The 21,375-nt window shown below is 64.8% G+C and carries 17 protein-coding genes and 1 other RNA gene; 8 read left to right on the top strand and 10 right to left on the bottom strand.

The features are described 5' to 3' along the window. Positions 1-10 precede the first annotated feature (10 nt). From ACOIX3_RS30165 to ACOIX3_RS30145, 5 genes are all read left to right on the top strand, one after another. Positions 11-994 carry an NAD(P)-dependent oxidoreductase gene (locus ACOIX3_RS30165; RefSeq protein WP_420965592.1) on the top strand — a complete coding sequence of 328 codons (984 nt, stop codon included), beginning with the start codon at positions 11-13 and terminating at the stop codon, positions 992-994. A 163-nt stretch (positions 995-1,157) separates the two neighbouring features. Beyond that, positions 1,158-2,354 carry an ABC transporter substrate-binding protein gene (locus ACOIX3_RS30160; protein ID WP_420965591.1) on the top strand — a complete coding sequence of 399 codons (1,197 nt, stop codon included), beginning with the start codon at positions 1,158-1,160 and terminating at the stop codon, positions 2,352-2,354. Positions 2,355-2,373: 19 nt separating this feature from the next. Then, the gene (locus ACOIX3_RS30155) at positions 2,374-3,243 is read left to right on the top strand and encodes a branched-chain amino acid ABC transporter permease (protein WP_420965590.1); all 870 of its coding nucleotides are present in this window, start codon (positions 2,374-2,376) and stop codon (positions 3,241-3,243) included. Further along, the gene (locus ACOIX3_RS30150; protein WP_420965589.1) at positions 3,243-5,042 is read left to right on the top strand and encodes an ABC transporter permease subunit; all 1,800 of its coding nucleotides are present in this window, start codon (positions 3,243-3,245) and stop codon (positions 5,040-5,042) included. Before ACOIX3_RS30155 ends, ACOIX3_RS30150 begins: the two co-directional genes overlap by 1 nt. Continuing rightward, positions 5,023-5,766: an ABC transporter ATP-binding protein gene (locus tag ACOIX3_RS30145; RefSeq protein WP_420965587.1), complete on the top strand. Its 744-nt coding sequence runs from the start codon at positions 5,023-5,025 to the stop codon at positions 5,764-5,766. The genes ACOIX3_RS30150 and ACOIX3_RS30145 overlap by 20 nt, the downstream gene beginning before the upstream one ends. 60 nt (positions 5,767-5,826) lie before the next feature. Here the strand turns inward: ACOIX3_RS30145 and ACOIX3_RS30140 are convergent, their stop codons facing one another. From ACOIX3_RS30140 to ACOIX3_RS30130, 3 genes are read right to left on the bottom strand one after another with little or no spacing between them, the layout of a single operon-like run. After that, positions 5,827-6,864, bottom strand: a complete 1,038-nt coding sequence (locus ACOIX3_RS30140) for an A4/G1 family peptidase (protein WP_420965586.1) — start codon at positions 6,862-6,864, stop codon at positions 5,827-5,829. Next, complete coding sequence (locus tag ACOIX3_RS30135; RefSeq protein ID WP_420965585.1) at positions 6,861-7,742, bottom strand: phosphatase PAP2 family protein; 882 nt, start codon at positions 7,740-7,742, stop codon at positions 6,861-6,863. Before ACOIX3_RS30135 ends, ACOIX3_RS30140 begins: the two co-directional genes overlap by 4 nt. A 43-nt stretch (positions 7,743-7,785) precedes the next feature. Next, complete coding sequence (locus ACOIX3_RS30130) at positions 7,786-9,555, bottom strand: adenylate/guanylate cyclase domain-containing protein (RefSeq protein WP_420965584.1); 1,770 nt, start codon at positions 9,553-9,555, stop codon at positions 7,786-7,788. Between the two features lie 705 nt (positions 9,556-10,260). On the opposite strand from ACOIX3_RS30130, the gene ACOIX3_RS30125 reads away from it, so the two are divergent. Next, positions 10,261-11,553 (top strand): MFS transporter, encoded by a 1,293-nt coding sequence (locus ACOIX3_RS30125; protein WP_420965583.1) that lies wholly within the window; start codon positions 10,261-10,263, stop codon positions 11,551-11,553. 4 nt (positions 11,554-11,557) lie between these two features. On the opposite strand, the gene ACOIX3_RS30120 is transcribed toward ACOIX3_RS30125, so the two are convergent. After that, positions 11,558-12,169 carry a TetR/AcrR family transcriptional regulator gene (locus tag ACOIX3_RS30120; protein ID WP_420965582.1) on the bottom strand — a complete coding sequence of 204 codons (612 nt, stop codon included), beginning with the start codon at positions 12,167-12,169 and terminating at the stop codon, positions 11,558-11,560. Positions 12,170-12,340: 171 nt separating this feature from the next. On the opposite strand from ACOIX3_RS30120, the gene ACOIX3_RS30115 reads away from it, so the two are divergent. Next, positions 12,341-13,573, top strand: coding sequence for a cytochrome P450 (locus ACOIX3_RS30115; protein WP_420965581.1), 1,233 nt, complete (start codon positions 12,341-12,343; stop codon positions 13,571-13,573). Between the two features lie 206 nt (positions 13,574-13,779). After that, positions 13,780-17,511 (top strand): AsmA family protein, encoded by a 3,732-nt coding sequence (locus ACOIX3_RS30110; protein ID WP_420965580.1) that lies wholly within the window; start codon positions 13,780-13,782, stop codon positions 17,509-17,511. 66 nt (positions 17,512-17,577) lie between these two features. On the opposite strand, the gene ACOIX3_RS30105 is transcribed toward ACOIX3_RS30110, so the two are convergent. The 6 genes from ACOIX3_RS30105 to ssrA form a co-directional block, all read right to left on the bottom strand. Then, positions 17,578-17,931: a VOC family protein gene (locus ACOIX3_RS30105; RefSeq protein WP_420965579.1), complete on the bottom strand. Its 354-nt coding sequence runs from the start codon at positions 17,929-17,931 to the stop codon at positions 17,578-17,580. A 55-nt stretch (positions 17,932-17,986) separates the two neighbouring features. After that, a complete protein-coding gene (locus ACOIX3_RS30100) occupies positions 17,987-18,262 on the bottom strand; it encodes a ribbon-helix-helix domain-containing protein (RefSeq protein WP_024580116.1) in 276 nt (91 codons plus the stop codon). Continuing rightward, the gene (locus tag ACOIX3_RS30095; RefSeq protein ID WP_173637960.1) at positions 18,259-18,447 is read right to left on the bottom strand and encodes a DUF4169 family protein; all 189 of its coding nucleotides are present in this window, start codon (positions 18,445-18,447) and stop codon (positions 18,259-18,261) included. The genes ACOIX3_RS30100 and ACOIX3_RS30095 overlap by 4 nt, the downstream gene beginning before the upstream one ends. A 275-nt stretch (positions 18,448-18,722) precedes the next feature. Next, positions 18,723-20,138 carry a class II fumarate hydratase gene (gene fumC / locus ACOIX3_RS30090; protein ID WP_420965578.1) on the bottom strand — a complete coding sequence of 472 codons (1,416 nt, stop codon included), beginning with the start codon at positions 20,136-20,138 and terminating at the stop codon, positions 18,723-18,725. A gap of 176 nt (positions 20,139-20,314) precedes the next feature. Next, positions 20,315-20,836, bottom strand: coding sequence for an SspB family protein (locus ACOIX3_RS30085; RefSeq protein ID WP_420965577.1), 522 nt, complete (start codon positions 20,834-20,836; stop codon positions 20,315-20,317). 144 nt (positions 20,837-20,980) lie between these two features. Continuing rightward, positions 20,981-21,346: a transfer-messenger RNA gene (gene ssrA / locus ACOIX3_RS30080) on the bottom strand. Positions 21,347-21,375 lie beyond the last annotated feature (29 nt).

The raw sequence follows: 21,375 nt of genomic DNA, 5'->3' as shown, positions 1-21,375 counted from the left end.
GAATGGAAGCGTGAAGGTCCTTCTCGCTCACACGCCGCAGATGCGCCGCGACTATTATGGCGAGCGCAGCCTGAACGGTCTGCGCGCTGTTGCCGAGGTCAAGCTGCATGAGGGTGACGAGGCGCTCGACGCGGCAGCACTGGTGGAGGCCGCGGCTGATGCCGACATCATCGTCGCCGATCGCATGACGCCAGGGCCCGGCGATATCTTTCCGTTGCTGCCAAAGCTGCGCGCCTTCGTGCGCTGCGCGGTCGATATCCGCAATATCGACGTCGCGGCAGCATCCGCCGCCGGCGTGCTGGTGACGCAGGCGAGCGCGGGCTTCGTCCAGTCGGTCGCCGAGCTCGCGCTCGGCTTCATGGTCGATCTGTCGCGCGGCGTCTCGCGCGCCACCGCCGAGTATCACGCGGGCAGGGCGCCCGAGGTCGTGATGGGCCGCCAGCTCGCGGGCAGCACGATCGGTATCATCGGCTATGGCAGCATCGGGCGCTATCTTGCCGGAATCGCGAAGGTGCTCGGCATGAACGTGCTGGTCGCCGATCCCTTCGTGACGTCAGACGATGCCGCGATCCGGCATGTGCCGCTCGACGATCTCCTGGCGCATGCCGACTACGTCGTCTGCCTTGCGATCGCCAATGCGGAGACCGAAAACCTGATCGGGCAGGCCGCGCTGGCGCGGATGCAGAGGCACGCGCTCTTCATCAACCTGTCGCGCGGCAACCTCGTCGATGAGGCGGCGCTGGCGGCCGAGCTGCGCGAGGGCCGCATCGCGGGCGCGGCGATGGATGTCGGTCGCGCGCCCGACCAGATGCCGGCGCCGGAGCTCGCGAAGCTGCACAATGTCATTGCAACCCCGCATGTCGGCGGCCTGACGCCGCAGGCCATCGAGCATCAATCGTCGGAGACCGTGCGCCAGGTCGCGATGATCGTCGCGGGAGAGATACCCGTCGGCGCTGTCAATGCCGAGCACTGGACGCGGCGGCCGCGGCCATGAAAGTTCGGCCGATCCCAATGCCGTCCGCGGGGCTGGACAAGACCTTCACATCCAGCCCAAACTTCAGGCTATCAAACCGCGGCCCCAGAGCGTGCGGACAATCAATCAACGGACGTCCCGCAACAAACGACGGGCGCCGAGAGGGAAACAGGGAGTGCATCACATGGCCATTTCACGCCGTGACGTTTTATTGGGCAGTGCCGGCGCACTCGGCGCCGCATCATTCTCCTTCCCGGCCCCTGCCATCGCACAATCGGAACCGATCAAGATCGGCTGTCTCGCGGCGATTACCGGGCCGAGCTCGGCGCCGACGGTCGGGTTCAACCGCGGCGTCAATTTCGCGGTCGACGCCATCAACGGCGCGGGCGGGGTGAAGGGCCGCAAGATCGAGCTCGTGATGCGCGACACCCAGGGCGACCCGACCAAGGCGGTGAACGCCACGCAGGAGCTGATCAGCCAGGCCAAGGTGCACGCGATCTGGGGCCCGCTGAATTCGGGCGAGGCGCTGGCGACGACGCCGATCATGGCGCGCGCCAAGATGCCCGACCTGCATCCTTGCGTCGTCGAGACCCTGATCGATCCGGTCAAGTTTCCCAATGCGTTCCGCATCGCGCCGTCGAACAATCAATGGGACGACGCCGTGCGCAACTATTGCCTCAAGATCCTCAAGGTGAAGAAGATCGCCGTGATCGGCGACACCACCGGCTATGGCGTCACCGCGGTCGGCGCCTCCGTCGCGGCGTTCAAGAAGGACGGTGCCGAAGTGGTCTATCAGGCCAATATCGACGCCACGCAGCCCGACATGACGCCGGACATGCTGCGCGCCAAGAACGCCGGCGCCGAGGCGATCGTGGTGTGGAGCGTCTCGACCGGCATGGAGGCGCGCATGTTCAACACCCGCGCTGCGATGAACTGGGACGTTCCCTTCGTCGGCCATCCCTCGCTGGCCTCGGGCGAGCTCGCGAGCCTGGTCGCCAAGCCCGAGAATTGGAAGAAGGTCTATGCGATCGGTTACAAGAGCTGCAGCTATGACAGCGCCGGCAAGCTGCCGCCGAAAAGCGCGGACCTGGTCGCGCGGCTGACCAAGGCCAACATCGCGTTGAACGACACGCTGTTGTGGTGGATCGCTGGCGGCATCGATTGCATCGAGCTGATCGCGAAAGCCGTCGCGGAAAGCGGCTCGACCGACAGCGCCGGCATCGTCAACTACTGGAATTCGCTGTCGACCTATCCCGGCTATTTCGGCAATTACCGCTTCTCACCGACGCAGCATAATGGCTATTTGACCGAAGAGATCGTGATGTCGGAAGCCTCGACCGCCAAGGACGGCACCTTCGCGCTGGCGCCGGGATACACATAGCAGGGCGAGGGCGCAGCCGATGCTGGCCTCGATGCTCACTTCGATCCTTGCATCCGGTCTCGCGGCGGGCGCGATCTACGCGCTGGTCGGCGTCACCTACAACACGATGTTCTCGACCTCGCGGGTGATGAGCTTCACTGCCGGCCAGCTTGCGATGCTGGGCGGCGTGTTCGGCTCGATGTTCACGCTGAAACTCGGCCTGCCGATCGCCCTGGGCTTCGTGCTGACGCTGCTGTGCTGCGCGGTGATCGGGATCATCACCGAATTCGTCGCGGTGCGGCCGGTGCTCAAGAGCCTCGACCAGCATCTCTACGTGCTGTCGACCTTGGCGGTCGCACTGATGATCCAGCAGGTCACCGCGATCAAATGGGGCACCGAGCCGCAGCCGTTCCCGCGCATCGCAGGATTCGGCGAGGGCATTTGGGACGAGAAGTTCTGGCTGCCGGTCGCCGCCTGCGCCGTCACCATCATCGGCCTTGAATATCTCTACCGCCGCACCCTGGTCGGCCGCGCGTTCCTGGCCATCGCGGAGGACAATTTCGCGGCGCGGGCGCTCGGCCTGCCGGAGCGCAATCTGCGCGTCGCAAGCTACGCGCTCGCCGGCGTAGTGGGCGGCATCGCCGGATTCTCCGGCGGGCAGTTGCTGCTCGCTTTCTTCGCCAATGGTGCGCTGCTCAATTTCTACGGCTTCGTACCGGTGGCGCTCGGCGGGCTCGGCAATAACCGAGGTGCGATCATCGGCGGGCTGGCGCTCGGCCTGTTCCAGCAGGCGGCGAACTTCCTGGTCGGCGGCATCTTCTCCTCGGTCGCGGTGTTCACGCTGTTCATCGTGGTGCTGCTCGCCGCGCCGCAAGGGCTGTTCGGCGCCTCGACCGCGCGGAGAGTGTGATGACGTCGGTCGCAGCCACGCCGCCCCGGACCGACAGCGGCGCATGGCGCGCGGCGCTGCCGCATATCGTGCCGTTCATCGGTATCTTGGTCGTAGCGGTGCTGCTGCCCTTCGTCAGCAACGACTATTGGGTGCTGATCGGCACCCGCGCCGCGATCTACTGGGTGCTGGTGTCGGGCCTCAATCTGGTGGTCGGCTTCGCCGGCCACCTTGCGATTGGCTATGTCGCGCTGCTGACGCTCGGCGCCTACACCACCAGCGTGCTGGTCGCCGGCAACGTGATGCCGGCGATTCCAGTGTTCGCCGCCTTGCCGGTCGCAGGCCTGATCGGCGCGATCTTCGGTGTTATCGTCGGGCTGCCGGCACTGCGCCTGCGTACCTTCTATTTCGCGATGTCGACCTTGGGCTTTGCGACCATCGTGACCCAGATCGCGCTGGCCTGGCAGAGCGTGACCGGTGGCGGCATCGGCATCACCGGCCCCGAATTCCCGGCGCCGTTCAACACGCCGTGGGGCTTCTACGGCCTCTGTATCGGCTTCGCCGCGTTCACGACCTGGATGAGCGCCAATATCGCGCGCAGCCGGTTCGGCCGGGCCCTAATCGCGGTGCGAGATGCCGAGGTCGCCGCCGAGGCCAGCGGCATCTCCAAGCCGAACATGCTGATCGCGATCTTCCTGTTCGCGGGTGCGCTGGCGGCGATCGCCGGCGGATTGTTCGCGACCCTGCAGACGTACATCACGCCCGATGCGTTCACCTTCGATCTCTCGGTGCTGTTCTTCATCGCGATCCTGATCGGCGGCCGCGGCTCGATCCTCGGGCCGATGCTCGGCACCATCATCCTGACCATCCTGCCCGAGATCGCCGCGCCGCTGGCGGCATGGTCGACCTTCCTCTACGCGGTGCTGCTGCTGCTGATCGTACTGGTGATGCCGGGCGGCATCGCGGCGCTGCTCGATTTCCGCAACCGTCGTCCGCTCGCCAGCAACCGCGCCATCGTTCCGCGTCCGGCCGCGCTCGCCGACATCGTGCGCCGGCGCGACGGCGGCAAGGCGCTGCAATTGCGCGGCATCGCGCTGAGCTTCGGCAATGTGAAGGCGATCGACGGCCTCGACCTCGATGTCGCGCCTGGCCGGATCCACGGCCTGATCGGCCCGAACGGCAGCGGCAAGACCACCACGCTGAACGTGATCTCGGGCTATTACGCCGCGAAGGCCGGCACCATGACGCTCGGCGACGCGGCGTTGCCCGCGGGCGAACCAGTCAAGCGCGCGGCCAGCGGCATCGCGCGCACCTTCCAAACGCCGCGCGTGATCGGTGAAGCCTCGGTGCTGGAGAACGTCATGATCGGCGGCTCGATCGAGGGCAGGGCCAATTTCGTCGAGGCGATGCTGGCATTGCCGCGCAACGGCGCGGACGAGCGCATGCTCGCCGCCAAGGCGCGGGCGCTGCTCGGAGTTGTTGGCCTCGAGGCGCTCGCCGATGCGCGCGCCGATCGGCTGCAGCACAGCGAGCTGCGCTTCATCGAGATCGCGCGGGCGCTGATGCTCGATCCGGATTTCCTGCTGCTTGACGAGCCCGCGGCGGGTCTCTCCAACGACGAGATCGAGCGGCTGGCGACCCTGATCAAGGCGGTCTGCGCCCGCGGCACCGGCGTGCTGCTGGTCGAGCATCATGCCGATTTGATCTTCGATATCTGCCATCAGGTCACCGTGCTCAATCTCGGCCGCACGCTGGCGGCGGGAACGCCGGCGGAGATCCGCGTCCACAAGGAGGTCGTCAGTGCTTACCTTGGCGGCTGAACCTCTGCTCAGAGTGAGTGCGCTGGAATCCGGCTACGGCAAGATCCGCGTGCTGCATGGCATCGACATGACGATCGCCGCCGGCGAGGTCGTTGCGCTGCTCGGCCCCAACGGCGCCGGCAAGACGACGCTGCTGCGCGCGATGTCGGGTCTGTTGCCGGTCAATGCCGGGCAGGTCCGGTTCGGCGGACGCGACATGTCCAACGCCACGCCGCGCGATGCCGCGCGTGCCGGGCTCGTGCATGTGATCGAAGGCCATCGCGTGTTCACGCAGATTTCCGTGACCGACAATCTGCTGCTCGCCGGCTACGACCTGCCGCGCGCGGAACGCGCCGTACGCGTCGAGGAGGCGCTCTCGTTCTTCCCCGAGATCGCCGAGAAGCGCCATGAGCGCGGCGGCGCACTCTCGGGCGGGCAGCAGCAGATGTTGACGGTGGCGCAGGGCCTGGTCCGCCGGCCGCGGCTCTTGATGCTCGACGAGCCTTCCGCGGGGCTGTCGCCGGTGCTGGTCGATCGCGTCCTCAACGTCATCGGCCGGCTGCGCGAGCAGGGCACCTCGGTGCTGCTGGTCGAGCAGCTGCTGGAGAAGGCGCTGGCGTGCGCCGATCGGGTCTATGCGCTGGTGCAGGGGACGATCGCGCTGGAGGCTGTGACCGGCGAGGCCGACCTCGCGCACCGGCTCGAGCGTGCTTATTTCGGCCACGAAAGCCACGCGCTGGCGTAGGGCACCGTTCCAACTTCGTCAGCGCCGAGTCTCGCAGCCTGAGCGCGGTCGAACGCCGCGCTAGCGGAAGTAGGTGAGAAACTCCGTCGAATCGATCGGCTTCGCGATGGAGGGCTTCTCGGTCCTTTCCGGGCCCTCCTTCACGACGTACATGTCGATGAGCTTCGCGCCGGAGAGATTGCGCTCCACCGTCGCTCCGGTATCCATGTTGATTGCGGACGCGCCGCAGTCGTGGAAGACCACGGTGCCGTAGTCCGGGAGCTGCAGCGGCGTTGGATTTCCCGGGAGGGCCGACCGCTCCATCACCCATTCCGCCGTTGCGCCGGGAATCCTGAAGGGTTGCCCCAGCTGGGTCAGGGGTGCGGTTTGAGAGAACTGCACGGAGCGACTGGTCGTGAGGTTCGTGATCACGAACGACACGCGGGTGCGATCCGGCGCGACCTGCATGAGGCACATGATCAGATCGCCGGCATGAATCTTCGGCGACACGAGCGTGATGGGATGCGCCTGGGCCGGGTCGCCCCTGACCCACCATTGCCACCACGCGAAGAACAAGGTCGTCGGGCTGCCCGCGCCGGTGGCGGGGTCGATGTTCTGCGCAGTGCCGATTTGCGGCAGCGTCGATCGGTAATATCGACGTTGTCCATCAAAGCCGATCCACGTCGAACTGTGATATGTCTCGCTGGCCCGGCCGCTGGCCGGCTGGGTTGGTGTCGGCACCTGAAACTTCCCCCAGACCGACGAGAATACGGTGCCATCCCTCGGTGTGATGTAGGCACCGGACCAGTTGAGGCTGCTTTCCCGCCGCGGCGATTGGTCGAAAGATCGGCGGAGACCCGCGGTGACGGGGGAAAGCACTTGGAAATCGAACGCCTCGAACGCCACCGTCGGACTAAACATCTTCTGCCAGAATGCATACTCGGCCGGCTGCAGCACTGGGTCCGGCCGTCTTGGAAAACCGAGCGCCTTCAGCTCGTCCTGCGATGCGACCAAGGTGCGAAATCCGGTGGGAGGAAGCACGCTGGTCGTCGAATCCTTGATGACCTTCTTCAGGCCTTCGATGTCGTATGTGGGGCTCCGCCCGTCCCGGGTGCTCATTGCCATTCGCCTGCGGCAGCCGCGATTGCGGCGTCAAACATCGGCACGACGTTTGGTGTCAGAATGACGGTGTCCAGCAGATCCGCGATCCTGGCGCCGCCTTCCGAATCCTTCGGATAATGCACGCCGGCAATCTCGCGGTTTCTGGCGATCGAATCCGCCAGGATCGACAGGTCGGATTTCCATACGGCGTGGTCAGCCGCAGACATCGCCGTCGCGGCGAACACCCTAAGCATGCAGTTCTTCATGAAATGCGCCTGGGTGGAATGCCCGCTTGGCCAGGATGAGTGACCGGGGACTTGGATCGGCGGCAGCAATGCAGGGCAAATCTGCGACGGCCGAGGCAGATCGTACTTGTCCTTGAAATACAAAGCCGCAAAGGACCCAATCAAACTCGCGATATTCAAGAGGCGCCAGGTTTGCGTATGCGAGCCGGGCCTCGCGGTCAGCACAGCCAGGAAATCCGTGAAGAATTCAGCGTCCTGCGAAAGGATCAGTCCCATGGCATCCGGCCGTTCGTCCCGCGCGGCGAGCACGAGGTTATCTATCTGGGCGGCATAACCGGCGACCAGGTCGGTCCGGATCTGCGTGAGGGTGGCGTCAGCATCGATGGTCGTTGCCCAGCCGGGGGCATTGGCGATGAACTGATGCAGGACACGCCACGCATACCAGTTTGCCGACCATTGCCGGCTGCCGAAATGCGCCGGCGGCGTCCGCCGCAGGCTGCCCAGCTCGTCGGTGCCCGAGGGGTCGAGCCGCGTGACGAACGGCAAGTCGACGCGGTCTGAGATAAACCAACCACCCCCTCCGACGTTGCCGGTGTTTCCCGTATTGCCGGTGTTTCCGGTATTGCCCGTGTTACCCGTGTTGCCTGTCATTGACGTCTCTCCCTCTGTCGGCAGTTGTCGTCAGCAATAGCAGTCAATCAGGAAGCCCCGCCGATCGCAGGTGGCCGAGCCAGGTGTCCAATGCATCGCCACGAAACGGGCAGCGTGGCGCGTAGGATGAAATGCGGAATCCAGGTTGAATTTCCAGGTAGCGGCGCGCCGCCTCCGCCGCTTCTTCACGACGGCCCAAGGCACCGAGCGTGACGATGAGCAGGCGATGATTGAAGCGAATAAGTCCGTTGCGGTTCAGTGCGCCACGCACCCACTCCAATGCCTGCTCATAATCGCCATTCACATAGTGAGCCTGGCCGAACAAACCCTCGTGCCAGAACGAGCGCGCGTCGAGCGGCGAGAGCCGGACGCCCTGCTCACCCTGGTGCAGGGCAGCAGGGCCGTCACCGAGAAAGCCGGATGTTGCGCTTGCCATGGTCCAGGCCATGGCTGAACTCGGGCCGGCGGCAATGGCGCGGTCCAGCGCTATCCTTGCGCCTTGAAAGTCGTGCAGCAGGAATGATTGGACGTGACCATACACCGCCAACGCGAATGCATCGTCACCGCCTCGATCGATCGCTTCCTTGGCGTATCTGGCGCCGGCGATGACGTCACCCTCGGGATCCGGCGATCCGATTTCCCCGATCCGGAACACGTACCACAGCGCGACGTAGGAATAGGCCAACGAAAAATTAGGGTCGTATGAAATGGCTTGCTCGAGCAGGCCACGCGCTTTGGAGAAGGAATCGTAGTCCATCCGGTACAGCAGATCGAGCGCCTGCAACACGAGGTCGTAGGCGGTCAGGTTCTGCGGATGCTTGCGCATCGATCGCATAAGCTCGCGCTCGCGAACCTGCGGCGCGATTTGTCTTACGACATTGATGGCAATCCGATCCTGGAGCGCAAACAGCTCGCCAAGGTCGCCTTCGTGCAAATCCGAACGAATGACTTCGCCCGACTCGGCGTCGCTGAGCTCGGTCACGATGCGGACCGAGGTCATCGTCCTCTGAATCCCGCCATAGAGGACATAGCGAACCCCGAGCCGACGTCCGATCTCGCGCACGTCGACGTTGCGGCCGCTGAAGCCAAGACTGGACCCGCGCGATACGACGAAAAGCTCCTTGAGCCCGGCAAGGCCGCGAATGATGTCGTCAACAACACCATCAGCGAAATAGCCCTCTTCCGGCGTGGCCAGGTTCATCCGGAACGGCAGCACGGCAATCGAGGGGCGAGGTTCCGAGCCCACCGGGGCTTCGCCGACAAGCTTCGCGGGCTGCATCGGTCGGTGGAGCGCGTACACGCGGACAGGCCGACCCATGTTGCGAAGATGCAGATCGCCAAGGTCGATCACGCTGACGTCCAGGTCTTGCCCGATCTGCTCCGCAACGGCTCCCGAAACCACGACGCCGCCCGCTTGCGCATAGTTCTGAAGGCGCGCCGCGATGTTCACGCCCTCGCCATAGACGTCATCTTCTTCAACGATGATGTCAGCGGCATTCAGCCCGATGCGAAAGCTGATGCGCTCGTCAGCGGGCATCCCGGCTGTATTCACGGCAAGAGCTTCCTGCAGCGAGAGAGCACACCGCGTCGCGTCGCGCGCGGTATCGAAGGTTGCAAGGAAGCCGTCGCCGGTATTCTTGATGATCCTACCGTTTTGCGCCGAGACGCCCGGGTCGAGGACTTCCGAGCGCAATCGCATCAGCCGGGTATGGGTGTTTTCCTCGTGCGCCTCCATCAGGCGCGTATAGCCGACCACGTCTGCCGCAAGGATTGCCGCAAGGCGTCGGCGAACTTCCGGGACCGATGGGGTCATCATATTATTGATACTTCTGCAAAATTTACTGATATGCGACTAAAATCTGGCACAAAAATACAGAACACCAACGCCAAAAGGATATCTTCATCAAGATCATAAAGGAAGGCTCCATCCGGCAGGGTGTGCCAGCCAAGTGCGCTGGTACAGTATGATGTTTGCAACCTTTGAGGGGATGTCCGTGGGCGCGCAATCGTGATCCGCCCGTCGGGTGCATATGGTGCGGACCAGGCAGGCATTCGCGCCTTGAACATGCAACGCAAATGCGTCCCTTGGCTTCATGGCTGGATCATCGCCGCGGCGAAACGCGTCACCATTGATCTGCGTCAATGCGGGAATGGGGTTTCTCCCTTCTTCCCTCCGATTATGAGCGAGTTTGGCCGGGAGCGCGGCGTTACCGCTGGCGCGACCGCCATCGTCGTATCCAGCGCTGCCAATCGTCCGATGCAGTGTGCTCGGAATTCCGGCAGGCAACAGAAGGTCAGCTGACATGGCCGAGGTATCGACATCGCGCGCAAGTCTGCCGCGCCTAGCCTGACTGTCTATGAATTGCTTCACACAATTGGGCCGTCGATTTGAGCGAATTGACGCGGTCCGGTGGAATACACTTGCTTGAAGCCACCTTATCGGTCGATGGGGCTTGACCGTCAGCGGGCGCGGGCTGAAACAGGTATTCGTCCTCCAACCTTGGCAACTCAGACCCCCATGCGACTTCCCTTCTTCTACGGCTGGGTCATCGTCGCGGTGACCTTCGTCACGATGGCGATCGGCGTCAACGCACGGACGGCATTCTCGCTGTTCTATCCGCCGATCATCTCCGAATTCGGCTGGGAGCGCGGCGTTACCGCGGGCGCATTCTCGTTCGGCTTTGTTGCTTCCGCGATCGCGAGCCCGCTGATCGGCCGGCTGATGGACCGCAGCGGTCCGCGCGCGGTGATGGAGCTCGGTGTGCTCTTGATGGGCTCCGGCCTGCTGCTGGCGCCGCTGACCACGCAGCCCTGGCATCTCTATCTCACCATCGGCGTGCTGGTTGGTTCCGGCAGCGTCTGCCTCGGCTATTCCGGCCAATCGCTGTTCGTGCCGAACTGGTTCATCCGCCGCCGTGGCCTCGCGATCGGGCTCGCTTTCGCCGGTGTCGGCATCGGCTCGGTGACGCTGCTGCCATGGGTGCAGCACATGATCGAGCACACCGGCTGGCGCACCGCCTGCACCGCAATGGGGATCGTGGTGCTGGTCGTGCTCGCGCCGATCAACCTGTTGCTGCACAAGAAGCCGGAGGACATCGGCCTGCAGCCGGACGGCGATGCGGCGCCGACGGCGACGTCGGCGAGGCCGGCATCGAACATTGTCGATCCGGTTTGGGCCGGCACCGACTGGACGCTGTCGCGTGCGCTGCGCACCGCGCGGTTCTGGTGGATTGCGACCGGCTATTTCTGCGGCCTGTACATCTGGTATGCGGTGCAGGTGCACCAGACCAAATTCCTGCTCGACATCGGCTTCAGCTCCAATGTCGGCGTTTGGGCGCTTGGCGTCGTCAGCCTGCTCGGCATTCCCGGCCAGATCTGGCTCGGGCATCTCTCCGATCGCATCGGCCGCGAATGGGTGTGGGCGATCTCGTGCTTGGGCTTCGTGATCTGCTTTGCCGCGCTCGCCGCCTTGAAATACTGGCCGAGCATGACGCTGATCTATCTCATGGTCTTCACCCAGGGCGCGCTCGGCTACGGCCTGACATCGGTGATGGGACCAGTGGTGCTCGAGATCTTCCAGGGCAAGCAATACGGCAGCATCTTCGGCACCGTGATGCTGGCCGCGCTCGCCGGCGGAGCCGCCGGTCCCTGGATCACGGGCCAGCTCTACGATCTCTCGGGCAGCTATACCAGCGCGTTCCTGCTCGGCATTGCCGTCAGCGTGCTGTCGGCATTCGCGATCTGGCAGGCTTCGCCCCGCAAGGTCCGCGCCGTCGCCGGGCAGATGCACAAGGTCGCCAGCGCGGCCTGACGCATCAGGCGGATGAAACGCCGATCGCCCGCTGCAGGTCGGTGATCGCGCGCAGGCAACTGTCGGCGGGAGTGGTCTCCGGATCGATCAGGCGGTGCAGGCGGAAACCATCTTCCAACGCCAGCACGATCGCGCCGGTCCAGTCCGGATTGAGCCTGGCGTTCCTGCCGCTGTTCTTCTGCGCGGTCTCGACGATGTCGGCGATCAGCTTGCGCCGCGCGCGCAGGCGCTTGGCGAGTTCGGGCCGACGCTTCTCGGCGCGCGCCACGAACAGGATCATCTCCATATGCAGGAGAGGCGAGCGGCCGAGCGGATCCTGCCGGCTGCGGTCGACGGTGCGCAATGCCTCCAGGAAGTCGGCCAGGTCCTTGTGCTTGGCGAGCAAATCGAGGCTGCGCCGGATCGATTGCTCGACGTGATCCTCGAGCATCGCGAAGATCAGCTCGTCCTTGCTCTTGAAGTTCGAGTAAAAGGCGCCGCGGGTGAAACCCGCCGCAGCCGCGATCGCCTCGATGCTGGCGCCGCCGATTCCCTGTTCCTCGAACACCCGCGCCGCCGCCTCGAACAGCTTCTCGCAGGTGTCGTCCCGTGTCGGTCTGGTTCGAACCCTTGACATCGGTGCATTTTAGGGCAGAATGCAACTCGATACAAGAGTGTATCGAGTTGCGGTTGATAAAGCCGGAGCTGCCAAAACCAGAACAGCCGCACCCGTGTTGGTGCGGTCTTGAGGATGACACCAAGGCGCGCCAGAGTGCAGGCACCGGCGTAGCGCACGAACGAGGTCACCATGAACGAGCAAGTTCAGCCGGCCAGCGGCGAGCCGCTTTTCAATCCACTGGCGCCCGAATTCATTCGCAATCCCTATCCGTATTATGAGCGGCTACGCCGCCTCGATCCGATGCATGTCAACGCGCACGGCGCCTTCGTCGCGAGCCGGCACGCCGAGGCGAGCCTCGTGCTGCGCGACAAGCGCTTCGGCAAGGACTATGTCGAGCGCTCGATCCGCCGCTACGGCCCCAAGATCATGGAGGAGCCGGTCATCCGCAGCATGAGCCACTGGATGCTGCAGCAGGACCCGCCCGACCACACCCGCCTGCGCGGCCTCGTCGTCAAGGCGTTCACCGCGCGCCGGGTCGAGGACATGCGCCCGCGCATCCAGCACGTCGTCGATGAGACGCTCGACCGCATCGTTCCGCAGGGAAAGATGGACCTGATCGAGGATTTCGCGTTCCGCCTGCCGGTGACGATCATCTGCGACATGCTCGGCATCCCCGAGGAGCATCGCGATGCCTTCTACAACGGCTCGCGTGACGGCGGACGCCTGCTCGAGCCGGTGCCGCTGACGGCAGAGGAGATCAAGCAGGGCAACGCCGGCAACGCGATGGCCGCGATGTACTTCCACCAGCTGTTCGAGCTGCGCCGCAAGCAGCCCGGTGACGACCTCACCACGCAACTGGTGCAGGCCGAGGAGGACGGCCAGAAGCTGACCAACGAGGAGCTCACCGCCAACATCATCCTGCTGTTCGGCGCCGGTCATGAGACGACCGTGAACCTGATCGGCAACGGCCTGCTCGCGCTGTTCCGCAACCCGGATCAGCTCGCGCTGCTGAAGGCCAATCCCGGCCTGATCACCAATGCGATCGAGGAGTTCCTGCGCTACGATTCCTCGGTGCAGCTGACCGGCCGCGTCGCGCTGGAAGACATCGAGGACCTCGGCGGCAAGCGCATCCCGAAGGGCGAGAGCGTGCTGTGCCTGCTGGGCTCGGCCAACCACGACGAGGCCGTCTATCCCGACCATCCCGAGAAGCTCGACATCCAGCGGCCGAACGTGAGGCCGCTGTCGTTCGGCGGCGGCATCCATTTCTGCCTCGGCGCCCAGCTGGCGCGGATCGAGGCTGAGATCGCGATCTCGACGCTGCTGCGCCGGATCCCCGACCTGCGGCTCGATGACGCGGAAAATCCGGAGTGGCGGCCGACCTTCGTGCTGCGCGGGCTGAAGCGGCTCCCTGCGAGCTGGTGACATCCGGGATGTGGTGACATCCCGGACGCGCGGCAGGGCAGTAACCCTGCCGCGACGGCCGGTGTGCACGCACGCTTGAGCGGAAAACCGTCATCCGCCTGACGTCGCAGCGGTAAAGCCGCTGTGACTTCGCCATACTTGTCTCTATATTTGGGTTGCTCCGGCCGAGGGTTCAGCGCCGCGGAGCGGGCTCAAAGGGAGACACCGTGCAGACGACGCTGCTCGGCCTGGCAATCGCCTTCATTCTTGCACTGGTCGCCGCGCTGGTCGGTCCGTATTTCGTTGACTGGAACCAGTTCAGGCCGCAGTTCGAGACGGAGGCGTCCAAGATCATCGGCATGCCGGTTCGTGTTGCCGGCAATCTCGACGCGCGTCTGCTGCCTGCGCCCTCGCTGCGGTTGAAAAACGTCACCGTCGGCGGCGCCAGCGACCGTGGCAAGGTCCGGGCCGCCAATCTCGACGTCGAGCTCAGCCTGAGCTCGCTGATGCGTGGCGAGTGGCGCGCCAACGAACTCACCATCAACGGCATGTCGCTCGATCTCGGGCTCGATCCGAAGGGGCGGATTGACTGGTCGCCGTCGAGCGGGAGCTTCAACCTGGCTTCGCTGGCGATCGACCGTCTCAATCTGACCGGCCGCGTCGCGCTGCACGATGCCGCAAGCCGCAGCACGCTCGAGCTGAACGACATAGCCTTCAGCGGCGATGTCCGCTCGCTTGCCGGCGCGGTCCGCGGCGACGGCAATTTCATGTTCGACGGCAACCGCTACCCGTTTCGGATCTCCTCGGGGCAAAGCGCCGACGGCAGCGGCACCCGCCTGCACTTCAACATCGATCCCGGCCAGCGGCCGGTGTCGGCCGACCTCGACGGCATCCTGACCTTCGAGGCCCGCGCGCCGCGGTTCGAGGGGAGCGTGACGCTGGCGGGTACGCCGGGCCAGCGCGGCGGCAGCGATATGCCGCCCTGGCGGATCGCGGCCAGGATCAAATCGGATTATTCGGCAGCACGTCTCGACCAGGTCGAGGTGAGCTATGGCGGCGAGGACCGCGCGCTGAAGCTCGCAGGAAATGGCGATCTCCAGTTCGGCGCGTCGCCGCTGCTGCGCGCCGCGCTTTCGGCACGACAGCTCGATGGCGACAAGTTCGCCGCCAAGGACAGCGCCAAGGACGGCAATAACGGCAATGTCGAGCCGGTGCGCGTGCTGCCGGCGATGCGCGCGGTGTTGTCGGGTCTTCCGCAAAGCCCGATCCCGGCGCAGGTCGAGCTCACCTCCGAGCAGATCATGCTCGGCGGCCGCCCGTTACAGGACGTCTCGGCAGAGCTGCAATCGGATGCGAAGTCATGGACCGTGCGCCGGCTGGAGTTTCGCGCGCCGGGATCGACGCGGGTCTCGATGAGCGGCGCCAGCGCGCAGGCCGGTGCCTCGAACAGCTTCAAGACCGCGCTCAACATCGAATCGTCCGACCCCGATACGCTGATGAGCTGGCTGCAGGGGCGGGGCGACATCGCCTACCGCAGCCAGAAGCCGTTGCGGTTGCGCGGCGACGTCACGGTGTCGTCATCAGGTTTTTCGATCGACGCGATGAAGGCGGAAATCGAGAGCGGCACGGTCGAAGGCCGCGTCGCGGTTGTGCATCGCGAGGCGACCAGCGGCGCGAAGGTCGAGGCGCAGTTGAAGGCGGAGCGGCTTGATCTCGATGCGACCGCAACGTTCATCCGCTCGCTGGCCGGCCCGCAAGCCGAATGGCCGGACGAGGCGCAACTGACGCTCGATGTCGGGCGCGCGATCTCTTCGGGACAGGAATTGCGGCCGCTGCTCGCGAAGATCGCCTACAGCCCGAAGACCATCGTGCTCGAGCGTGTCAAGATCGGTCAGCCCGACAATGTCACGCTTGACGGCAGCGGCAATTTCGATCGCGTCAATTCGACCGGCAAGCTCGCGGTCGATGCGACCGCCGCGTCGCTTGGCCGGCTGACCGCTGTGGTTCAGCCGTTCGCGCCGGCGCTTGCCGCGCGGCTCGGCGTGCTGCGTGCGGATGCCGGTCCGGTCCGTGCCAGGCTCGCGCTCGACCTCGGCAAGGGCAAGGCCGCCGATCGCGTCAGCGCGCGCGCGACGGTCGATCTCGACACGCAGCAGCTAAAGGGCAATACGGTGATCTCGGCGACGCCGCTGGTAGCTGCGATCCGTGCGCTGGATCTCGACGCACTTCGCAACAGCGAGGTGACCGCCGAAGCAAAATTCTCCGCCGGCGACGGTAATGCGCTGCTGGCGCTGCTTGGGCTTGACCGCGCGGTCGCAGCCGGTGCGGGCCCGACGCAATTCGAGGGCAACGTGAGCGGTGCGTGGCAGGCGCCGTTGCGCCTCAAGGCGAGGCTCTGGGGCGCCGGACTCGACGTGGATGCGGAAGGGACGGCGGAGCCGTGGTCCAAGGATGGGGCCGGTGAGAGCAAATCGAACGTCAGCCTCCGTGTCCGCAGCGCCGACCTCAGTCCGCTGCTCGGTCTGAGATCATCCGATCCTGCGGCAAACATCCGCCTGTCGTCGCGGGTCGCGCTTGCGGGTGACAGGCTGACCTTCGACGATCTCGACAGCATCGTCGCTGGTTCGCGGCTGCGCGGCCGGCTGGCGTTGACGCTCGCCGATCAGAAGAGCATCGACGGCGAAGTCGGCCTCGATCAGATCACGCTGGCGCCGGTTTTCGCGGCAGCGATTGGCGCGGCCGGTCACGATGCGACGGAGCCGCTCGGCCAGGGACTGACAAGCGCCTGGCGCGGCAAGGTCACGTTTGAAGCGCTGCACGGTCTGCTGCCGGGCGGCGCCGAGCTGCAGCCGGTCAGCGGCACCATCAGGTCGGATGGGCAGTCGCTGACCTTCGACGGCGTCAAGGGCAAGATCGGTGGCGGCGAGGCGACCGCCTCCATCGATGCGCGGCAGGGCGTCAATGGACTCGCCTTGAATGCAAATGTGCAGCTTTCGGGCGTCGACGGCTCGGCCTTGCGCTACCGTAGTCTCGCGATGCCCAAGGCACGCACTTCGATGCAGATGACGTTGTTGACGCAGGGCCGCAGCGCCTCCGCGCTGATCGGTGCGCTGTCCGGCAGCGGCGCCGTGACGCTGGAGGGGCTGAACCTTCCGGGGCTCGATCCGCGCGCGTTCGACGTTGCGATCCGCGCCAGCGATTCCGGGCAGGCGACCGACGACGCCCGGCTGAGGCAGATCGTCGAACCGGTGCTCGCAGCCGGCGGGCTGTCGGTCGCTTCCGCGCAAATTCCCTTCAACATTCGCGACGGCCGGATCCGGATCGGCGTCACCACGCTCGCGGCGAGCGGTGCCAACGTCATCGTGTCCGGCGGCTACGACATTCCGGCCGACCAGGCCGACATCCGCACCGCGCTGACATCGACGCAGGTCGGCACCGCCACCAGCCGCCCGGAAATCCAGCTGCTGGCGGCGGGCACACCCGACGGATTGTCGCGCAGCATCGACATTGCGGCGTTGTCGTCGTGGCTTGCGGTGCGCGCGATCGACCGGGAGACCAAGCGGCTCGACGCGATCGAGCGCGGCGAACCCGCGCCGCCGCCGACCTCGGCAGCCCTTCCGCCGCCCGCCGCGCCGGCGCCGGACGCGTCCAATCCAAATTCGGCGGGAGTGCCTTCCGCCAATCTGCCGGTGCCCGGCCCGGATCCGCGCCGCGTGCCGGCGAAGCCGAAGATCGTTGCGCCACGGCCGCCGATCATCCCGCCGGCTGCCACAGCACCTCCCGCTGTGCCGCTTGTGCCGCCTGCGCCGGTTGCGAGCCAGCCGCAGCTGGCCCCGCTGCCGCCGCCGATCGAGGTCAAGCCGGTGCCCGGTGCGGCCAGGTCGAGGCCGCTGCGGCCACCGCTGTCGCTGACGCCGCAGGTCGCCAATCCGCCGCCGCGGCCGGCGGTGCAGAACTAGAAAGTGTCGAGCGAAGTGGGTTACCGGTTCGCGTGGCGAAAACGCGTCGGAACAGGAATCCAGAGCTTACGATCGGTGCTGGAGAATATTGATCAGCCGGCCGAAGGGATCGCGGACGAAGAAGCGCCGCACGCCCCACGGCTCGTCCACCGGTCCGTATTCGATCGCGATGCCGGCGGCCTGCACCCGTTGCAGCGCTTCGTCGAGGTCGTCGACCTCGATCGAGAGATCGGGCACCGGCGTGCCGGAGCCACCTTCGGAAGCGAAGCTGATTTGAACCTGCATCGTTTCGGATGAACCGTAAGTCGCAACCCAGCCGAAATCCATCAGCGGCTCGAGGCCGAGGATGTCGTGATAGAACGACTTCGCTGCCGCGACATCTGATGCGGCAACGTTCGCGACGATGCGATTGACCTTCATGCTGAAGTCCACGCGGCGGAACGACCGTCTGCTGAAGCGACGGTCGGCAAGGCCATCAGGCCTGCTGGCGCGTGTCGACCTGTTGCGGCCTGACATCCGTCGGCACCGCCGGGGTGGCGCGCGAGCGGAAGTAGTCGAGCACGAAAAGCCGGATCGCGGAGGACAGATTGCCCTGCTGACGGTTGTTGTCGATCTCGCCGACCAACTCCGACAGCGTCATGTTCCGCAGACCGGAAATCTCCTTCATGCCGTTCCAGAAGGCTTCTTCGAGGCTGACGCTGGTCTTGTGACCGGCGACGACGATCGACCGCTTGACGACGGGAGACTTCATGATGCGTCACCACTTTCGATGCGGTGCTGATCGAGCACGCGCGTACTGCGCTCGCCGAGAAATTCGTCACGCGCTCGTTCGGATTTGGTGCGACCGAATAGCGCACGATTGGCTTCGGCCTGCTTTGCTGCTTGTTCGCGCTCACCGCGCTTCTTGAATCGTTTCAGGTTGACCACGTCGCCCATGCTCGTCGTCCTCATCGTCCCCAGAGCGGAATTGGTGATGCATCGTGACGAAAGCAAGAGCGATCGCGCAAAGCGCCCGGCTCGATATCCATCCCGAATCCCCATTTGATGCTTGTGATAGCATCAAAGAATCCGTTTCGCTCTGCGAAAACTAGACGTCTGTACCATGCGCCAGCGCAGAGCTGATAGGCAAACAGCCTTAGCCTTTAGGCGTTATGATCCATAATTATATCACGCGCGCTGACCGTAATTATCCGGACATTGCGCGCTTCGCTTCAGCCGGGGTGTGTCATTTTGTCCGGCTGCACGAGGCGATCAAATTCGTCGGCAGTTACGAATCCGAGCCGCAAAGCCTCTTCCTTCAACGTCGTTCCGTGCGCGTGCGCCGACTTCGCGACCTTGGCTGCGTTGTCGTAACCGATCTTCGGCGCGAGCGCCGTTACCAGCATCAGCGAGCGCTGCATCAGCTCGTTGATGCGCTTTTCGTCGGCGCGTATGCCGACAACGCAATGCTCAGTAAATGAGCGGACAACGTCAGACAGCAACTGAATGGAATTTATCATACAATATGCCAACACGGGCTTGTACACGTTGAGCTCGAAATGGCCCTGGCTGCCGGCGACGGTGATCGTGGTCTGATTGCCGAACACCTGGCAGCAGACCATGGTCATGGCCTCGCACTGGGTCGGATTGACCTTGCCCGGCATGATCGACGAGCCCGGCTCGTTCTCGGGCAGGATCAACTCGCCGAGGCCCGAGCGCGGTCCCGAGCCGAGGAAGCGGATGTCGTTGGCGATCTTGAACAGGCCGGTCGCCACCGAATTGATCGCGCCATGCACCAGCACATAGGCGTCGTTGGAAGCCAGCGCCTCGAACTTGTTTGCCGCGCTGGTGAACGGCAGCTTGGTGATCTCGGCGACATGCCTGGCGAAGGCGTTGGCGAATTCCGGCTTCGAGTTGAGGCCGGTGCCAACAGCAGTGCCGCCCTGCGCCAGCGGGAACAACTCCTTCACCGCCGAGTGCAGCCGGGCGATGCCGCTCTCGACCTGCGCGGCGTAGCCGGAGAATTCCTGGCCGAGTGTCAGCGGTGTTGCGTCCTGGGTATGCGTGCGGCCGATCTTCACGATCTTCGCAAACGCTTCCTGCTTCTGGTGCAACGCCCGATGCAGCTCGGTAAGGGCAGGGATCAGGTCGGCGATGATGCGGTCCGCCGCAGCGATATGCATCGCGGTCGGGAACGAGTCGTTCGACGACTGGCTCATGTTGACGTGATCGTTCGGATGGATCGGCTGCTTGGCGCCGAGCTCGCCGCCGAGCATCTGGTTGGCGCGGTTTGCGATCACCTCGTTCACGTTCATGTTGGTTTGCGTACCCGAGCCGGTCTGCCAGACCACCAGCGGAAAATGATCGTCGAGCTTGCCCTCGATCACTTCCCTGGCGGCGCCGATGATGGCGTCGGCGCGGCGTGCATCGAGCTGGCCGAGTTCGCGATTGGTTTCGGCTGCCGCGAGCTTGACGATGGCGAGTGCATGAATGATCGCGATCGGCATCCGGTCGTGGCCGATCTTGAAATTCTGCCGCGAGCGCTCGGTCTGCGCGCCCCAGTAGCGATCGGCGGCGACGTCGATCGGACCGAAGCTGTCGGTCTCGCTACGGGTGGCGGCGTTGGATGGTGTCGTCGATTGAGCCATGGATGCTCTCCGTTGCGTCATCAGAACGTGATCCGGCGGTGCGCCGGCTTTTCGCCGCGGCAACGCGACAGCGTCCGCGCGGAGGCACGTTCATGCAGAAGATAGTCCGGGATGACGATCTGTCATCCCGGCCCTCCAATGCATCCTACAAGGTCGAGGATCGATCGGTGTTTAGATTATTTCTTGCGGAAGCGGTCCAGCCGCACGACCTCGGCGCCTTCGCTGGGCTTCGCCGGCTCCTGCTCGGTCTCGGCGGTCTCGGGCTCGACTGCCGCCCGGGCGGCCGGTGCGGGAAGGGGAGAGGCCGGTGCCGTCGCGGGCGGGGCGTCCTCGGACAAGGCCTCCGAGACGTCGAACCGCAGATCGAACGGAGCGGACGGATCAAGGAAGCGCGTCACCGCGGCGAACGGCACGTTCAGCCGTTCGGGAATCCCGCCGAACGACAGGCCGACCTCGAACCGGTCCTCGGTCACCACCAGATCCCAGAACTGGTGCTGCAGGATGATGGTCATCTCCTCCGGATACTGCGCGAGCAGCCGCGGCGACAGCTTCACGCCATCGCCGTGCGAGAGGAAGGTGATGTAGAAATGGTGCTCACCCGGCAGGCCATGTTCGGCGGCGTCGGACAAGACCCGGCGCAGCACCCCGCGCAGCGCGTCGCGCGCCAGCACGTCATATCGGATGTGATCGGTCGCCATCGTATTCCTGTCGCTTCGAAAAATGCCGGCAAGGCATCGCCGGACCCGTCCGACTCGCCCTTTTGGCCATGCTACTCCGCCGGGACCCGGAAATCAGCAGGGCTGGCAGCGGAAAATGCGGGCGGACGCCCGATCGGGAAATAAAGTGGAGGCTTCTGTTGCCAGGTGCCTCCGAACCCCGCCTAACGGAGCTTAACCCGTTAGGACTTTAAGATGGTCTTTCAAACTGCGTTACGCAGCCTGAGCAACCGGAGCAAAGTTGTCGTTGGCAACTATTGCATTAGCCCGATAACGGCGGAACCATACCGAGAAAAAACACGCCCTTTACGCCCTCGTCGATCCTATTTCGCCCCCGCCAAAACCCACCGAAGCTAGAGGCTCGGATGGGTTTTGGTGGAGGCGCCGGGTACCGCCCCCGGGTCCGAATGGTTTATTGCGACGGCCATTTATTTCCATAGCCGGCGAACCGGCACCCCCAATATAGGCGGCACGAACGAAGAAAAATAGAGCCGATTCAGGCTTGTTCAGGTGTGAAACAC

The organism is Bradyrhizobium sp. B120, assembly GCF_049075665.1.
GTDB lineage: Bacteria > Pseudomonadota > Alphaproteobacteria > Rhizobiales > Xanthobacteraceae > Bradyrhizobium.
Note: the sequence above shows the minus strand (reverse complement) of the source record. Positions and strands in the feature narration are given on the sequence as shown.

Bases quoted from the DNA above. Each gene is read 5' to 3' on its own strand.
- ACOIX3_RS30160 (WP_420965591.1), top strand. From the start codon at position 1,158: ATGGCCATTTCACGCCGTGACGTTTTATTGGGCAGTGCCGGCGCACTC.
- ACOIX3_RS30155 (WP_420965590.1), top strand. From the start codon at position 2,374: ATGCTGGCCTCGATGCTCACTTCGATCCTTGCATCCGGTCTCGCGGCG.
- ACOIX3_RS30150 (WP_420965589.1), top strand. From the start codon at position 3,243: ATGACGTCGGTCGCAGCCACGCCGCCCCGGACCGACAGCGGCGCATGG.
- ACOIX3_RS30140 (WP_420965586.1), bottom strand. From the start codon at position 6,864: ATGAGCACCCGGGACGGGCGGAGCCCCACATACGACATCGAAGGCCTG.
- ACOIX3_RS30135 (WP_420965585.1), bottom strand. From the start codon at position 7,742: ATGACAGGCAACACGGGTAACACGGGCAATACCGGAAACACCGGCAAT.
- ACOIX3_RS30130 (WP_420965584.1), bottom strand. From the start codon at position 9,555: ATGACCCCATCGGTCCCGGAAGTTCGCCGACGCCTTGCGGCAATCCTT.
- ACOIX3_RS30125 (WP_420965583.1), top strand. From the start codon at position 10,261: ATGCGACTTCCCTTCTTCTACGGCTGGGTCATCGTCGCGGTGACCTTC.
- ACOIX3_RS30120 (WP_420965582.1), bottom strand. From the start codon at position 12,169: ATGTCAAGGGTTCGAACCAGACCGACACGGGACGACACCTGCGAGAAG.
- ACOIX3_RS30115 (WP_420965581.1), top strand. From the start codon at position 12,341: ATGAACGAGCAAGTTCAGCCGGCCAGCGGCGAGCCGCTTTTCAATCCA.
- ACOIX3_RS30105 (WP_420965579.1), bottom strand. From the start codon at position 17,931: ATGAAGGTCAATCGCATCGTCGCGAACGTTGCCGCATCAGATGTCGCG.
- ACOIX3_RS30100 (WP_024580116.1), bottom strand. From the start codon at position 18,262: ATGAAGTCTCCCGTCGTCAAGCGGTCGATCGTCGTCGCCGGTCACAAG.
- ACOIX3_RS30095 (WP_173637960.1), bottom strand. From the start codon at position 18,447: ATGGGCGACGTGGTCAACCTGAAACGATTCAAGAAGCGCGGTGAGCGC.
- fumC (WP_420965578.1), bottom strand. From the start codon at position 20,138: ATGGCTCAATCGACGACACCATCCAACGCCGCCACCCGTAGCGAGACC.
- ACOIX3_RS30085 (WP_420965577.1), bottom strand. From the start codon at position 20,836: ATGGCGACCGATCACATCCGATATGACGTGCTGGCGCGCGACGCGCTG.